This is a genomic window from Streptomyces sp. NPDC017202, assembly GCF_044331705.1.
Taxonomy (GTDB): Bacteria; Actinomycetota; Actinomycetes; order Streptomycetales; family Streptomycetaceae; genus Streptomyces.
The window spans coordinates 146,745-162,070 of record NZ_JBIRNP010000005.1 but is presented as its reverse complement, the minus strand read 5'-3'; the positions used below and the strand labels follow the sequence as shown (position 1 = coordinate 162,070).

The window sequence follows — 15,326 nt, the reverse complement described above, 5'->3', positions numbered from 1 at the left end:
CCGCGGCGGAGCCCCGCCGTCCGCACGACCTGCGCGGCGTCCACCCCGCACGCCTGACGGGGCCCGGCCCCCGTGGCCCCGCGGGGGCTTTGCCGCCGTCCGGCTCACGGGCCCCGCAGCCCGTCCGGCCCGCGGGCCCTGCCCCGCCTTCGACCCGCGAGGGCCCCGCCGCCGTCCGGCCCGCGGGGCCCCGCCTCCCGTCCGACCCGCGGGGCCCCGGCCGCCGTACACCTGCGGGGGCTGGCCGCCGTACACCCACGGGGCCCGGCCTCCGTACGACCTGAGGGACCGCTGAGGAGCGCGCGATGAGTGCCGCAGACACGACCACCCCCGCCAAGGTGCCGCCACCGCGGCCCGCACCGCCGCCGCCGTCCGCGCCACGGCGGCCCCGCGTCAAGGGGACCTCCGCCGGCGCCGGCACCCCCTGGCTGCTGCTCGCCCCCTGCCTGCTGGTCCTCCTGCTGGTGATGGGCTATCCGCTCGTCCGCCTGGTCACCCTCTCCTTCCAGAAGTTCGGGCAGTCCCAGCTGTGGGGCTTCCAGCCGGCCGAGTCGGTCGGGTTCGACAACTTCACCAAGGTGCTGGGCGACGGCGAGTTCTGGGCGGTCGTCGTGCGCACGATCGTCTTCGCGGCCGGCTGCGTCGTCTTCACGATGGTCGTCGGCATGCTGATCGCGCTGCTGCTCCAGCGGGTGTCCGGCTGGGTGAAGACGCTCATCAACATCGCGCTGGTGGCCAGCTGGGGCATGCCGATCATCGTCGCCACCACGGTCTTCAAGTGGCTGTTCGACGCGGACTACGGCATCCTCAACGCGGTCCTGAGCAGGCTGCCCGGTGTCGACCTGATCGGCCACAACTGGTTCGCGAGCGGGCCGCAGGGCCTGGCCGTGATCATGCTGCTGGTGATCTGGGGAGCCGTCCCGTTCGTCGTGATCACCCTCAGCGCCGGTCTCACCCAGGTCCCCAAGGAGCTGGAGGAGGCCGCCCGCCTCGACGGCGCCGGCGCCTGGGGCGTCTTCCGGTACGTCACCCTGCCCATCCTCAAGCCGATCATCGTGATGCTCACGACCCTGTCGGTCATCTGGGACATGGGCGTCTTCCCGCAGGTCTTCGTGATGCGCAACGGCCATCCCGAGGCCGAGTTCCAGCTGCTGACGACGTACTCCTACGACCGCGCCTTCGTCGTCAACGACTACGGCCAGGGCTCGGCGATCGCCCTGATCACCGTGCTCCTGCTGCTCGGCGTGGTCGCCGTGTACATGCGCCAGATGCTGAAGATCGGAGAGGTCGAATGAGCGCCATCGCCACCGCGAAGAGCGGCTCCGGCGGCGGCCCGGGCCGCCGCCGGTCCAAGCTCGGCTGGAACCTCCTCGGCCTCCTGGTCTTCGTCGTCGCCGGCTTCCCCGTCTACTGGATGCTCAACACCGCGTTCAAGCCGGCGAAGGACGCCATCGACCCGGACCCGAGCCTGCTGCCCACCTCGCTGACCCTCTCCAACTTCGGCCGGGCGATGGACATCGCCGACTTCTGGGGCCCGGTCGCCCGCAGCCTTCTCGTCTCGCTCGCGGTCGTCGCGATCGGCGTCGTCGTCGGCATGCTGGCCGCCCTCGCCATCTCCCGGTTCGCCTTCCGCGGCCGCAAGATCGTGATCGTCGGCATCCTCGCGGTCCAGATGGTCCCGCTGGTCGCCATGATCATCCCGGTCTTCCTGCTCCTGAACGACCTGGGCCAGTACGACCGGCTGACCGGCCTGATCATCACCTACCTGACCTTCATCCTGCCCTTCACCGTGTGGACCCTGCGCGGCTTCATCGTCAACATCCCGAAGGAGCTGGAGGAGGCCGCGATGGTCGACGGCTGCTCCCGCACCGGCGCCTTCGTCCGCGTCGTCTTCCCGCTGCTCGCCCCCGGCATGGTCGCCACCTCGGTCTACGGCTTCATCCAGGCGTGGAACGAGTACCTCTACGCCCTGATGCTGCTCAGCCAGAAGAACCAGACCGCCACCGTCTGGCTGAGCAACTTCTCCACCAAGCACGGCACCGAGTACGCCCCGATGATGGCCGGCGCCACCATGATGGCCGTGCCGATCGTCGTGCTGTTCCTCCTCGTCCAGCGCAAGATGGCCGCGGGTCTCACCGCGGGCGCCGTGAAGGGATAACGCCCCGATGACGACATTCGCCAGCGGCACCGACACTCTGACGCGCGACGCCCTGACGGTCCTCCAGCCCGGCTTCGCGGGCACCAGCGCCCCCGACTGGCTGCTGCGCCGGCTCGGCGAGGGCCTGGCCGCGGTCGGCCTGTTCGGCCGCAACATCGCCTCCCCCGAACAGCTCGCCGCCCTGACCTCGCAGTTGCGTGCCGAACGCGACGACGTGCTCGTCGCGATCGACGAGGAGGGCGGCGACGTCACCCGCCTCGAGGTGCGGACCGGCTCCAGCTTCCCCGGCAACCACGCCCTGGGCGCGGTGGACGACGTGGACCTGACCAGGCAGGTCGCCTTCGAGCTGGGCCGCCGCCTCGCGGCCTGCGGGGTCGACCTCAACTGGGCCCCCTCGGCCGACGTGAACTCCAACCCGGACAACCCGGTGATCGGCGTACGGTCCTTCGGCGCCGACCCCGCCCTGGTCGCCCGGCACACCGCGGCCTACGTCACCGGCCTGCAGGCGGCCGGCGTCGCCGCCTGCACCAAGCACTTCCCCGGCCACGGGGACACGGCCGTCGACTCCCACCTCGCCCTGCCCCGCATCGACGTGGACCCGGCCGTGCTGGCCGAGCGCGAACTGGCCCCGTTCCGCGCCGCCATCGCGGCCGGCAGCCGGGCCGTGATGAGCGCGCACATCCTGGTCCCGGCCCTGGACCCGGACCACCCGGCCACCCTGTCCCGCCGCATCCTGACGGACCTGCTGCGCGGCGAACTCGGCTATGACGGCCTGATCGTCACCGACGGCATGGAGATGCGGGCGATCGCCGGCACCTACGGCATCGAGCGCGGCAGCGTCCTGGCCGTCGCGGCCGGCGCCGACGCCATCTGCGTGGGCGGCGGCCTCGCCGACGACGAGACGGTACGACGCCTGCGCGACGCCCTCGTCGCCGCGGTCCGCACGGGCGACCTCCCGGAGGAACGCCTCGCCGACGCGGCCGAACGGGTCCGCGCCCTGGCCCGCTGGACCGCCTCCGCCGCGGCCTCCCCGTCCGCCGACCGGGCCGGCGCGCACACCGACATCGGCCTCGTCGCCGCCCGCCGCGCCCTGCGCCGCACCGCCGCCGGCCCCTTCACCCCGCTCACCGACGCCCCGTACGTGGCCGCCCTCACCCCGGTCGCCAACATCGCCGTCGGCGACGAGACGCCCTGGGGCATGGCCGCGGAGCTCTCCCGGCTCCTGCCCGGCACCGAGACGGGCGGCTTCGCCGGCGAGGACGCGGGACACGCGGCACTGATCGCGGCCGGGGAGCGGCGGATCGTGGCCGTGGTCCGCGACGAGCACCGTCACCCCTGGATGACGGCGGCCCTGGACACCCTCCTCGCCGCCCGCCCCGACACGATCGTCGTCGAGATGGGCGTCCCCCAGTCCCCGGCCCGCGGCGCCCTCCACCTCGCCACCCACGGCGCGGCCCGGGTCTGCGGGCGGGCGGCGGCGGAGGTCATCGCGGGCGGATGACGGCCCCTGCGACAGAACAGGCGCCGGATCCCTTTCGGGGGATCCGGCGCCTGTGGCGTCGTGCGGGGCGCTGCGGCGACGGAGTTTCAGATTCCCTGCCACCCGGGCTTGTGGGCGTAGGTGTGACGGAAGTAGTCCGCGAGCTTCAGCTTGGAGGCGGCACCCTCGTCGACGACGACGGTCGCGTGCGGGTGCAGCTGGAGCGCCGAGGCGGGACAGACGGCCGCCACCGGCCCCTCGACGGTCGCGGCGACGGCGTCCGCCTTGCCCTCGCCCGTGGCGAGCAGCACCAGGTGCCGTGCCTCCAGGATGGTCCCGATGCCCTGCGTGATGACGTGGTGCGGGACCTGTTCGACGTCCCCGTCGAAGAACCGCGCGTTGTCGACGCGGGTCTGTTCGGTGAGCGTCTTGATCCGCGTCCGGGAGGCCAGCGAGGAACAGGGCTCGTTGAACCCGATGTGCCCGTCGGTCCCGATCCCGAGCAGCTGGAGGTCGACCCCGCCGGCCGCGGCCAGCCCCCGGTCGTAGGCCTCGCACGCGGCCTGTACGTCCTCGGCGGCGCCGTCCGGCCCGAGGAAGGCGTCCATGCCGATGCCGAGCGGCTCCAGCACCTCCCGGCGCAGCACCGAGCGGTAGGACTCGGGGTGTTCGGCGGGCAGGCCGACGTATTCGTCGAGCTGGGCGACGCGCGCCCGCGAGGTGTCGACGCCGCCGGACCGCACCCGGGCCGTCAACGCCTGGTAGACGGGCAGCGGGGTGGAACCGGTGGCCACTCCGAGCAGGGCGTCGGGCTTGCGCCGCAGCAGCTGTGCGATGGCCTCGGCGACGAGTTCGCCGCCCGACCTGGCGTCCGCAACGATGACAACTTCCACGCTGGCCTGCCGTTCTGGAGAGGGGCTCGACGGGGCCCGGAAGGGCCTATGTGGTTTAGACCAATCTAACAGAATCGGGTATCCCCGCCCAGGTGGCGGCGGGGCCGGAGGCGGCGGGAGGGGTGGCCGGGAGGGGGTGGGCACGGCGGGGCGGGGCGGTGGGAACGGCCGAGGGGGCGGTGGAGGCCGGCCGCGCCCCGGGCGGTCCGGAAACCGCCCCGTCATCCGGCTCCGCACAGGGGCCCGCACAGGCTAGGCTGCCTCATGGATGCCAGGGCGTCCGAACATCCGCCCCGGCTGACGAACCCACAGGCTCCCGCACATGGACAGTCGAAGTGGTCTAGTCCACAATGGTGGGGCTGTACAGCAGACTTCCGCCTTCCCCGCACAGGAAGGCGGACCGAGGACCCGGAGCTCTCTGCCCTGACTGCCCCGGATCCTCACCCTCGGCCGACGGGACCGCACACCCCGCGGCCGGCATTGCTCCGGGCTGCGGTGCCGGGAGGGCTGAGGGTCCCTCTCAGGCGCCGCGGCCCGCGGGTGTCTCCAGGCGTGCGCCGTCGGCGTTTTTAGGCCCCGGACATACCCCCAGGTACGCTCACAGACGTGCCCTCCATGAACGAACTCGTACGCCAGCACACCGCACTCGGCGACTCCGACCTCGAGTGGCTGCACCTGCTGGTCTCGGAGTGGCAGCTGCTCTCCGACCTGTCCTTCGCCGACCTGGTCCTGTGGGTCCCCACGCGCGACGGCACCCGCTACGTCTCCGTCGCCCAGATGCGCCCCAACACCGGACCCACCTCCTACCAGGACGACATGGTCGGCCACCTCGTCCCGCGCGGCCGCCGCCCCCTGCTGGACGCTGCCCTCGACGAGGGCCGGATCGTGCGTGAGGGCGACCCGGAATGGCGCGAGGAGGTCCCCGTCCGGGTCGAGTCCATCCCCGTGCGGCGCGAGGGCCGGGTGCTCGGCGTGATCGCCCGCAACACCAACCTGCTCACCGTGCGCACCCCGAGCCGCCTGGAGCTGACCTACCTCCAGAGCGCCTCCGACCTGGCGCAGATGATCGCGGCCGGCTCCTTCCCGTTCCCCGACCAGCAGATGGACATGGACGCGGCCCCGCGCGTCGGCGACGGCCTGATCCGCCTCGACGCCGACGGCGTCGTCCAGTACGCCTCCCCGAACGCGCTCTCGGCCTACCACCGCATGGGCCTCGCCTCCGACCTGGTCGGCCACAACCTCGGCCTGACCACCGCCGAACTCGCCCCCACCCGGGGCCCGGTGGACGAGGCGCTCGCCAAGGTCGCCAGCGGCTGGGCGCCGCGCGAGTTCGAGGTCGAGGCGCACGACGGCGTCATCCAGTTCCGGGCCATCCCGCTCAAGCCCAAGGGCACCCGCATCGGCTCGCTGGTCCTGTGCCGGGACGTCACCGAACTGCGTCGCCGCGAGCGTGAGTTGATCACCAAGGACGCGACCATCCGGGAGATCCACCACCGGGTGAAGAACAACCTCCAGACCGTGGCCGCCCTGCTCCGGCTCCAGGCCCGCCGGATCGAGTCCGAGCGGGGCAGGGAGGCCCTGGAGGAGGCGGTCCGGCGCGTCGGCTCGATCGCCATCGTCCATGAGACGCTGTCTCAGAACCTGGACGAGCGCGTGGAGTTCGACGAGATCGCCGACCGCGTCCTGGCGATGGTCGCGGAGATCTCGCCGGGCAAGGTGACCGGCCGGCGCACCGGGCGCTTCGGCATCCTCGACGCGGAGGTCGCCACCCCGCTGTCCATGGTGCTCACCGAGATCCTGCAGAACGCGCTGGAGCACGGCTTCCGGGAGGGCGACACCGGCACGGTCGAGGTCTCGGCGGTCCGCGGCGGCACCACGAAGGAGGGCCGCCTGCTGGTCACGGTCCAGGACGACGGCGTCGGCCTGCCCGAAGGATTCGACCCGCACACCTCGGGCAACCTCGGCCTCCAGATCGTACGGACGCTGGTGGAGGGGGAGTTGGGGGGATCCTTCGACATGGTTCCGGCGCCGGAGCGCGGTACGCAGGTGATCCTGGACATTCCGGTGCGGGCGCAGAAGTGACTCCCGGCCGGGCACAGCAAGAAGCCCCGGACCGTTCAAGGGTCCGGGGCTCGAATGCTCGTTGCCAGCGGGTGCTGCGCATCGGGGGTACTGCGCGCTGCGGCTCGGGGGCGGGAGATGCGTACACGCTGTACGCGCCGCCAAGCTCAGGCTTGCGGGGCGGGTGTCGTCAGGCGGAGGCCTGACGGGCCCGGTTGCGGGCGGCGCGGCGCTTCATCGCGCGGCGCTCGTCCTCGCTGAGGCCACCCCAGACGCCGGAGTCCTGACCGGACTCGAGCGCCCACTGCAGACACTGATCCATAACGGGGCAGCGACGGCAGACGGCCTTGGCTTCCTCGATCTGCAGCAGCGCAGGACCGGTGTTGCCGATGGGGAAGAAGAGCTCGGGGTCTTCCTCGCGGCAAACGGCGTTGTGACGCCAGTCCATGGCTGCTACCTCTCCTTGGTATTACATGCACGTTGCTTGTGAATGTGAACGCTTTCACGAATCCCTCAACAAGTGAAGGGCCATCAGCCAGGTTCCCTGGCGCGGTCCTGTGGATTGAAGAGGGGTTCCGGTGATCAGTGGAGGCCGGTCCTGCGGGCCGTCCCGATCGCCACGTAGAGACTCGCAAACCTCAGCGGCGGATACAACCCCTTCCGGAAAGTTTTTTTTGATTCCTCGGTGTCGACTAGGTCACAGCCGTACTTCCATGGGGTGGACCCTGGTCTAAACGTTCGAGTGAAAGGACTTCAGCCCTTTCTGCTCACACAATCACACGCAGTGCACGGCGTACGCCTGTGAACGTCACGCTGGTACGCAGCCCCAGGTGGTCACCGTCCATCTGGAGGGGCAGCGGGACCTTCGAATGCAAGGTGAACTGGTCCAGATCGTGCAAGGGCACGGCATGCTTGCCATGGGGTCCCCGCTCGGGGGACGAAGTGAGCAACTGGGTCCCATACCGGACAACCGAGGCCGTCGACAGACGACTGAGACCGAGTACGTCGAGCCCGGTATCGAACGAGGCCTTAGGTGATGCGTACACCGGGCGATTGCCCAGATAGGTCCACGGAGCCGTGTTGCACACGATGGACAGCACCAAATCGGTCACCGGGTCCGCGCCCGGCCGCTCCAGCGTGATCGAACCGTGCCGGCGCTGCGGCTCGCCGAGGAGCTGGCGCACGGCCTGGCGGACGTAGAGCGCGTGGGTGGACCTCCGGCCGCGCTCACGCTGCTGTTCGACCCGGCCGACGACCCCGGCGTCGAAACCGAGACCGGCGTTGAAGGTGAACCAGCGCGCCGGCACCGCCTCGTCCTCCGTGCCCGGCGTACCGGAGGTGAGCCCCAGTCCGACCGTGCGCTCCCTGCCCTCGCGCAGGGCGTCCAGCAGGGCGCCGGTCGCCTCGACGGGATCGTTGGGCAGGCCGAGGGCGCGGGCGAAGACATTGGTGGAACCGCCGGGGACCACGGCGATGCCGGGCAGGTTCTCGGGGTCGGGGCCGGCGTGCAGCAGCCCGTTGACCACCTCGTTGATGGTGCCGTCGCCACCGAGGGCGACGACCATGTCTATGTCGTCGCTCTGGGCGGCCTGCCGCCCCAGGTCCCGCGCGTGCCCGCGGTACTCGGTGGTGACCGCCTCCAGCTTCATCTCGCTGGCGAGCGCGTGGATGAGGACGTCACGCGTCCGTGCACTGGTGGTGGTTGCCGCCGGATTGACCACGAGAAGTGCACGCATGCAGGGCAGCGTACCTACTGGGTGGTACCGAGGTACAAGGCCGAACGGGGATCGGCCCGCACCCACGGCGTGAGCCGTGACACGGCGGGGGCGCGGGGCCGGAGGGGGAACAGGGACGGGCCGGGGAGCGGAGGCTACCCTTCTGGGGTGAGCAGCGAGCAGAACCCCGCCACCCCGAAAGTCCCGAAGACCACGGAGAACGCCGGGAACGCGGAAGGCACGGAACCCGCGGGCCCCCGCCCGCGCCGTCTGACGTACGCCGCCGCGCTCGTCGCCCTGGAGGGGCTGGCGCTGGTCGTCGGCGGGCTCTGGATCCTCGTCCTCGGCATCACCGGTGACCCCGACGACCGGCAGCAGGCCGTCACCGGCGGGGTGACGCTGATGGTCCTCGCCCTGCTGCCCCTGCTCGCCGCCCGCGGGCTGCTGGGCTGCCGGAGCTGGAGCCGCGGGCCCGCCGTCATCACCCAGATCATGGCACTGCCCGTCGCCTACAACCTGCTCCAGGCCGACAGCATGGCGATCCCGGCGGGCATCGCGCTGGCCGCCGCCGCCGTCGCCGCGCTGGTCCTGATCGTCAACGGCGAGACGACCCGGGCCCTCGGCATCCGGGGGCCCGGCGACGCCGGCGGCGGAGAGAAGAAGTAGCGGCCGCGACGGACCCCTGCCGCGGCAGGGTCACTCCTCGACGAGCAGCTTCTCCCGCAGCTGGGCCAGCGTGCGCGCCAGCAGGCGGGAGACGTGCATCTGGGAGATGCCGACCTCCTGCGCGATCTGCGACTGCGTCATGTTGCCGAAGAAACGCAGCAGCAGGATCCGCTTCTCGCGCGGCGGCAGATCCTCCAGGAGCGGCTTGAGGGACTCGCGGTACTCGACGCCCTCCAGCGCCTCGTCCTCGGCGCCGAGGGTGTCGGCGACCGCCGGGGACTCGTCGTCGGTGTCGGGGACGTCGAGGGACAGGGTGGAGTAGGCGTTGGCCGACTCCAGGCCCTCCAGGACCTCCTCCTCCGAGATCGCCAATCTCTCGGCCAGCTCGTGCACGGTCGGCGAGCGGCCGTGCAGCTGGGACAGCTCCGCCGTGGCCGTCGTCAGCGACAGCCGCAGCTCCTGCAGCCGGCGCGGCACCCGCACCGCCCAGCCCTTGTCACGGAAGTGCCGCTTGATCTCACCGACGACCGTCGGCGTCGCGTACGTCGAGAACTCCACGCCGCGGTCCGGGTCGAAGCGGTCGACCGACTTGATCAGGCCGATGGTGGCGACCTGGGTGAGGTCGTCCAGCGGCTCCCCGCGGTTGCGGAAGCGGCGCGCGAGGTGCTCGACGAGCGGCAGGTGCATGCGGACCAGCTGGTTGCGCAGCTCCGCGTACTCCGGGCTGCCCTCCTTCAGCCCGCGCAGCTCGACGAACTTCGCGCGTGCCCCGCTGCGGTCCTGGGGCTCGCGTGCCGGGGGCACCGGCTGCTGGGGAGCGAGCCGGTGCGGCGCGGGCTGCTGAGGCTCGTGCCGCGTGCCCGGCACGCCGCCGTGTTCGTGGTCTCGCTCGTGCTCGCTCATCGTCCCGCCCGTCGCCCTCTGTCGAGCCTCATCCTCGGCCCGGCCTGGGGTGCCCCCGATCCGCCTCTCCCGAGGCGGCTCCTGCTCGGCACTTTCCGGGAAGCCGGTCCCCGCGGAGGCCGGGTCGTCCTCCGGATGCGGCCGGGCCTGCTCGGGAATGCCGTCGATGCCGTCCGCCATGCGTCGGGAACCGCCCGCCGAGACCGCCGTCCCGGCGCTCTCGGCCGACAGCTCCCGTGTGCCGCGCTCTTCGTCCCGCACCGGCCCGTCCCCGTTCGTCACGCCGGCCCGGGTCCCGCGCCGCGCTGTTTGTAGAGGCTGATCGAAACGGTCTTGTCCTCGTCCACGGCGGAAGAGACCTTGCCCGCGAGGGCGGACAGCACGGTCCACGCGAACGTGTCGCGCGCGGGAGCGTGCCCGTCGGTGGTCGGCGCCGAGACGGTGACCTCCAGCGAGTCGTCGATCAGGCGGAAGACACAACTGAGCACCGAACCGGGCACGGCCTGCTGGAGCAGGATCGCGCAGGCCTCGTCCACCGCGATGCGCAGGTCCTCGATCTCGTCCAGGGTGAAGTCCAAACGGGCCGCGAGGCCGGCCGTGGCCGTCCGCAGCACCGACAGGTAGGCACCCGCAGCCGGCAGCCGGACTTCCACGAAGTCCTGGGTCGCGGGCTCGCCTGCGATCTGGGACACCCTCACCTCCAAGGTGGTACAAGCTTTCCGGGGGCCGAGGGTCGCCCCCCGGGATAACGCGTGTGTGGTGCAGCGGTGACGCTACCGCGCCCTCGTCCGTCCTGTCCCCGGGACCCCGACCCCCCACCGTCACTCACAGTAAAGCTGTGAATACGCTCCGTGTCTAGGGGTCCGCCGGCCCAAAAGAGAAGAGGGCGCGCCGGGTTGACGTACCCAGGCGTCAGATGCCCGAACCGTACCCGGTCGACGGACGGACCGTCCCCGGCACGGCTCAGACGAGGACGTGGTCGACGAAGCACCAGCGCCAGTTCTCACCGGGTTCGAAGGTCCGCATGATCGGATGACCCGATTCCTTGTGATGCTCCGTGGCGTGCCGGCCCGGCGAGGAGTCGCAGCAGCCCACGTGGCCGCACGTCATGCAGAGCCGTAGCTGCACCGGGTCGGTGCCGTCCCGCAGGCACTCCGGACACGTCTCGCCGCGCGGGACGGGTTCGGGGTGCGGCAGCGCTTCGGCGTGCGTGCACTGTTTCATGATTGCCAGATTACGACGGTCGTACGGACGGCCGCGCGGAAAAACGAGGGTGGGCGGGACATGGACGTGATGCCACTGCTGTTGCTGGTGGCGGGCAGTGCGGCGGTCGCCGCGGCGGCCCGGCGCACACCGGTGCCGGCGCCGCTGCTGCTCGTCGCCGTCGGCCTGGCCGTGTCGTACGTCCCCGGGGTGCCGGACTACACCCTCGACCCCGACATCGTGCTGCCGCTCCTGCTGCCCCCGCTGCTGTACACCTCCGCCACCGACAGCTCCTACCTCGACCTCCGTGCCCAGCTGCGGCCCGTGGCCCTGCTGTCGGTCGGGTACGTCCTCTTCGCGACGCTCGCCGTCGGGTGGGCGGCCTATCTGATGGTCCCCGGACTGCCGCTGACCGCGGCGCTGGTGCTGGGCGCGGTGGTGGCACCGCCGGACGCGGTCGCGGCGACGGCGGTGGCACGCAGGGTGGGCCTGCCGTCGAAGGTGACCACGATCCTCCAGGGCGAGTCCCTGCTGAACGACGCGACCGCGATCACCGCCTACAAAGTGGCCCTCGCGGTCGTCGTCGGCGAGGGCGCGTCCTGGGCCGGCGGGATCGAGGAGTTCCTGGTCGCGGCGGTCGGCGGCACCGCCGTCGGCCTGATCCTGATGGCCCCGCTGCACTGGCTGCGCACCCACCTGAAGGAACCGCTCCTCCAGAACACCCTCTCCCTGCTCATCCCGTTCGTCGCGTACGCGGCAGCCGAGCAGTTCCACGCCTCCGGCGTCATCGCCGTCGTCGTCGTCGCCCTCTACCTCGGCCACCGCGCGTGGGAGGTCGACTTCGCCACCCGGCTCCAGGAGGAGGCGGTGTGGAAGATGGTCGCCTTCGTGCTGGAGTCGGCGGTCTTCGCCCTCATCGGCCTGCAGCTCCAGATCGTCCTCAGGGGCCTCGGCGACTACGAGGGCCCGGACGCCGTCCTGTACGCGGTCGCCCTCTTCCTCGTGGTCGTCGCGGTCCGCTTCCTGTGGGTGTACCCGGCGACCTTCCTGCCCCGGCTGCTGTCGGCACGCGTCCGCGCGCGCGAGGAGAACCCGACCTGGCGGGGGCCGATCGTCATCGGCTGGGCCGGCATGCGCGGCGTGGTCTCGCTGGCCATCGCCTTCTCCATCCCCGTCACCGTGGACCACGGCGAGGCGCCCTTCCCGCACCGCAACCTGATCCTCTTCCTGACCTTCACCACGGTCATCGGCACCCTGGTCGTGCAGGGGCTGACCCTGCCCCCGCTGATCCGCCTGCTGAAGTTCCCCGCCCCCGATCCGCAGGCCGCGACCCTCGCCGAGGCCAACGCGCAGGCCCAGGCCTCCCGGATCGCCGAGCAGCGGCTGGAGGAACTGCTGTCCGACGAACGCAACGCCCTGCCCCCGCCCCTCGCCGACCGCCTGCGCACCGTCCTCGAACGCCGCCGCAACGCCGTCTGGGAACGCCTCGGCCAGGTCAACCCGGTCACCGGAGAGACCGTCGACGACACCTATCGTCGGCTGTCCCGCGAGGTGATCAGCGCCGAGCGGGAGGTCTTCGTGCGGCTGCGCGACGGCCGCCACATCGACGACGAGATGCTGCGGACGCTGCTGCGCAGGCTGGACCTGGAGGAGGCCGCCGCCTACCGGGAGGCGGGTTGAGCCCTTCCGTCCGGTCCGGAGCGTGGGGCGGGCGGGCCGGTCAGGAGGTGAACGGTGCCCCCGTCACGACCGCCGCGAGCCGTGTCCCGCGCGGGAAGGCGCCCTCCTCGGCAAGGACGACAAGTCCGTACAGCGACTTGGCGACATAGAGGCGCTCGACCGGCAGGCCGTGCCGCTCCTCGAAGTCCCGCGCGAAGTCCTCGAGCGCGGGCGTGGTGCGGGCGTACCCGCCGAAGTGGAAGCGCTCGTCCAGCCGCCAGTCGCCCACCGGGCCGCCGAACGCCTCCTGCTGCAGGGCCCGTATCGCGTCGTGGAGGAAGCCGCCCTTGAGGACCGGTATGCCGAGGGCCCGCCGGCCGGGGCCCAGGCCTGCGGCGAGGCCCGCGAGGGTGCCGCCGGTGCCGCAGGCGAGGGCCACGACATCGGCGTGGGCGCGCAGTTCCTCGCCGAGGGCCCGGCAGCCGCGGACGGCCGGCGCGTTGCTGCCGCCCTCGGGCACCACGTACGCGTCCTCGGCGCCCGCCGCGCGCAGGACCGCCGCCAGCGCGGCGGGGTCGGCCTTGCGGCGGTAGGTCGCACGGTCGACGAAGTGCAGCCGCATTCCGTCGGCCGCGCAGCGGGCCAGCGAGGGGTTCAGCGGGCGGCCGGCCAGCTCGTCGCCGCGCACCATCCCGACCGTGGGCAGGCCCAGCAGCCGGCCGGCTGCGGCCGTCGCCCGCAGGTGGTTGGAGTACGCGCCCCCGAACGTGACGACCGGCCGCCCGGCCGCCACCGCCAGGTTCGGCACGAGCTTGCGCCACTTGTTGCCGATCAGCTCCGGGTGGATCAGGTCGTCCCGCTTGAGGAGCAGCCGTACGCCGTGCCGGGCGAACCGGTCGTCGGCCACCTCCTCCAACGGCGAGGGCAGCCGGGGGCGCAGGGCGGCGGAGTCGAACGGAAGAGGCCTGGTCACCCCGTCATTGTCGAACACCGTTCGTGCGGAAACCCGCCGTGCCCACACCGCCGATGATCCATTCCCGCTCTTTCGGGTAATGGCACGAACACTTTGAGTGATGGAAGGCTTGCCCGCGAGAACAGTGCGTCGGCGCAGTACGGCTCCGGCGCATCACCGGGAGGGCAATTCTCTATGTCGGTAGGCGAAGAAGTCCGCGCTGAGCAGGGCAAGCCGCAGCAGAGCCTTGGCACCGCGGCTGCGCGGAACCTGGCCACCACCACCAAGTCCGTACCGCAGATGCAGGAGATCAGCTCTCGCTGGCTGCTGCGGAATCTGCCCTGGGTCGACGTGCAGGGCGGCGCGTACCGGGTGAACCGGCGTCTGACGTACGCCGTCGGTGACGGTCGCGTCACCTTCGTCAAGACCGGAGACCGTGTCGAGGTCATCCCCGCGGAGCTGGGCGAACTGCCCGCGCTGCGGTCCTACGAGGACGAGGACGTGCTCTCGGAGCTGGCCTCCCGCTGCCGGCAGCGGGAGTACGCGCCGGGCGAGGTCGTCGTCTCCTTCGGCAGCCGGACCGACAAGGTCTACCTCCTCGCGCACGGCAGGGTCGAGAAGGTCGGCACCGGTCCCTACGGCGACGACCAGGTCCTCGGAGTCCTCGCCGACGGCGCGTACTTCGGCGACCAGGCACTGCTCGACCCGGACGCCATCTGGGAGTACACCGCCCGCGCGGACACCGCCTGCACCGTGCTGATCCTGTCCCGCCAGGACTTCGAGCAGGTCGCCGAGCGCGCCGGCTCACTGGCCGAGCACCTGCGGAGCCTGCGCTCGATCCCCGCGCAACCGACCAACCGCTACGGCGAGAAGGCCGTCGACCTGGCCGCGGGGCACGCCGGCGAGCCGGACATCCCCCACACCTTCGTGGACTACGAGGCCCGGCCGCGCGAGTACGAACTGAGCATCGCCCAGACCGTCCTGCGCATCCACTCGCGCGTGGCCGACCTGTACAACCAGCCGATGAACCAGACCGAGCAGCAGCTGCGCCTGACGGTCGAGGCGTTGAAGGAGCGTCAGGAGCACGAACTGGTCAACAACCGCGAGTTCGGACTGCTCCACAACTGCGAGTACGACCAGCGGATCCAGCCGCACGACGGCGTGCCGGGCCCGGACGACCTCGACGAGCTGCTCAGCCGCCGCCGCGGCACCAAGATGCTTCTCGCCCACCCGCGCGCGATCGCCGCGATCGGCCGCGAACTCAACAAGCGGGGGCTCGTCCCCGAGACCATCGACGTCGCCGGCAACCGGATCCCCACCTGGCGGGGGGTGCCGATCTACCCGTGCAACAAGATCCCCGTGACCGAGGCCCGCACCAGCTCGATCATCGCGATGCGCCTCGGCGAGCAGGACCAGGGCGTCATCGGCCTGCGCCAGTCCGGCATCCCGGACGAGATCGAGCCGAGCCTGTCCGTGCGGTTCATGGGCATCAACGAACAAGCCGTCATCAAGTACCTGGTCACGGCCTACTACTCGGCGGCGGTGCTGGTTCCGGACGCGCTGGGCGTGCTGGAGAACGTCGAGATCGGTCGCTGGCGGTGACCTCACCCGTACGGACGCCGTGTCCCCGCCCGGC

At 71.6% G+C, this 15,326-nt stretch carries 14 protein-coding genes; 7 read left to right on the top strand and 7 right to left on the bottom strand.

Annotated features, from left to right (window positions below; genetic code table 11):
• Positions 1–305: 305 nt before the first annotated feature.
• Genes ACH4N1_RS13350 through ACH4N1_RS13340 form a run of 3 tightly spaced genes read left to right on the top strand, consistent with a single transcriptional unit; the run spans position 306 to position 3,659 of the window.
• Positions 306–1,295: a carbohydrate ABC transporter permease gene (locus ACH4N1_RS13350; protein WP_398096899.1), complete on the top strand. Its 990-nt coding sequence runs from the start codon at positions 306–308 to the stop codon at positions 1,293–1,295.
• Entirely contained in the window at positions 1,292–2,158 is an 867-nt protein-coding gene (locus ACH4N1_RS13345; protein WP_398096897.1) for a carbohydrate ABC transporter permease, read from the top strand. Before ACH4N1_RS13350 ends, ACH4N1_RS13345 begins: the two co-directional genes overlap by 4 nt.
• A gap of 7 nt (positions 2,159–2,165) precedes the next feature.
• A complete protein-coding gene (locus tag ACH4N1_RS13340) occupies positions 2,166–3,659 on the top strand; it encodes a glycoside hydrolase family 3 protein (RefSeq protein ID WP_398096895.1) in 1,494 nt (497 codons plus the stop codon).
• 86 nt (positions 3,660–3,745) lie between these two features.
• On the opposite strand, the gene nagB is transcribed toward ACH4N1_RS13340, so the two are convergent.
• Positions 3,746–4,531: a glucosamine-6-phosphate deaminase gene (gene nagB / locus ACH4N1_RS13335; protein WP_398096893.1), complete on the bottom strand. Its 786-nt coding sequence runs from the start codon at positions 4,529–4,531 to the stop codon at positions 3,746–3,748.
• Between the two features lie 615 nt (positions 4,532–5,146).
• Here nagB and ACH4N1_RS13330 point away from each other — a divergent pair.
• Positions 5,147–6,613: a sensor histidine kinase gene (locus ACH4N1_RS13330; protein WP_398097113.1), complete on the top strand. Its 1,467-nt coding sequence runs from the start codon at positions 5,147–5,149 to the stop codon at positions 6,611–6,613.
• Between the two features lie 169 nt (positions 6,614–6,782).
• Here the strand turns inward: ACH4N1_RS13330 and ACH4N1_RS13325 are convergent, their stop codons facing one another.
• The gene (locus tag ACH4N1_RS13325) at positions 6,783–7,040 is read right to left on the bottom strand and encodes a WhiB family transcriptional regulator (protein WP_006142322.1); all 258 of its coding nucleotides are present in this window, start codon (positions 7,038–7,040) and stop codon (positions 6,783–6,785) included.
• 319 nt (positions 7,041–7,359) lie between these two features.
• Positions 7,360–8,328 (bottom strand): diacylglycerol/lipid kinase family protein, encoded by a 969-nt coding sequence (locus ACH4N1_RS13320; RefSeq protein WP_398096891.1) that lies wholly within the window; start codon positions 8,326–8,328, stop codon positions 7,360–7,362.
• Between the two features lie 147 nt (positions 8,329–8,475).
• Here ACH4N1_RS13320 and ACH4N1_RS13315 point away from each other — a divergent pair, with 147 nt between their 5' ends.
• Entirely contained in the window at positions 8,476–8,973 is a 498-nt protein-coding gene (locus ACH4N1_RS13315; protein WP_398096889.1) for a hypothetical protein, read from the top strand.
• Positions 8,974–9,003: 30 nt separating this feature from the next.
• On the opposite strand, the gene ACH4N1_RS13310 is transcribed toward ACH4N1_RS13315, so the two are convergent.
• The 3 genes from ACH4N1_RS13310 to ACH4N1_RS13300 all read right to left on the bottom strand — a co-directional run bounded on the left by ACH4N1_RS13310 (position 9,004) and on the right by ACH4N1_RS13300 (position 11,100).
• Positions 9,004–10,137, bottom strand: a complete 1,134-nt coding sequence (locus tag ACH4N1_RS13310) for a SigB/SigF/SigG family RNA polymerase sigma factor (protein WP_398097112.1) — start codon at positions 10,135–10,137, stop codon at positions 9,004–9,006.
• Positions 10,138–10,154: 17 nt separating this feature from the next.
• Positions 10,155–10,568 (bottom strand): anti-sigma regulatory factor, encoded by a 414-nt coding sequence (locus tag ACH4N1_RS13305; protein WP_366057168.1) that lies wholly within the window; start codon positions 10,566–10,568, stop codon positions 10,155–10,157.
• 271 nt (positions 10,569–10,839) lie between these two features.
• Positions 10,840–11,100: a UBP-type zinc finger domain-containing protein gene (locus ACH4N1_RS13300; protein ID WP_366057167.1), complete on the bottom strand. Its 261-nt coding sequence runs from the start codon at positions 11,098–11,100 to the stop codon at positions 10,840–10,842.
• A gap of 60 nt (positions 11,101–11,160) precedes the next feature.
• Here ACH4N1_RS13300 and ACH4N1_RS13295 point away from each other — a divergent pair, with 60 nt between their 5' ends.
• Entirely contained in the window at positions 11,161–12,759 is a 1,599-nt protein-coding gene (locus ACH4N1_RS13295; protein ID WP_398096886.1) for a Na+/H+ antiporter, read from the top strand.
• 40 nt (positions 12,760–12,799) lie between these two features.
• Here ACH4N1_RS13295 and ACH4N1_RS13290 read toward each other — a convergent pair whose 3' ends face one another.
• Positions 12,800–13,711 carry a 1-aminocyclopropane-1-carboxylate deaminase/D-cysteine desulfhydrase gene (locus ACH4N1_RS13290; protein ID WP_398096884.1) on the bottom strand — a complete coding sequence of 304 codons (912 nt, stop codon included), beginning with the start codon at positions 13,709–13,711 and terminating at the stop codon, positions 12,800–12,802.
• 174 nt (positions 13,712–13,885) lie between these two features.
• On the opposite strand from ACH4N1_RS13290, the gene ACH4N1_RS13285 reads away from it, so the two are divergent.
• The gene (locus ACH4N1_RS13285) at positions 13,886–15,292 is read left to right on the top strand and encodes a family 2B encapsulin nanocompartment shell protein (RefSeq protein WP_382783855.1); all 1,407 of its coding nucleotides are present in this window, start codon (positions 13,886–13,888) and stop codon (positions 15,290–15,292) included.
• Positions 15,293–15,326 lie beyond the last annotated feature (34 nt).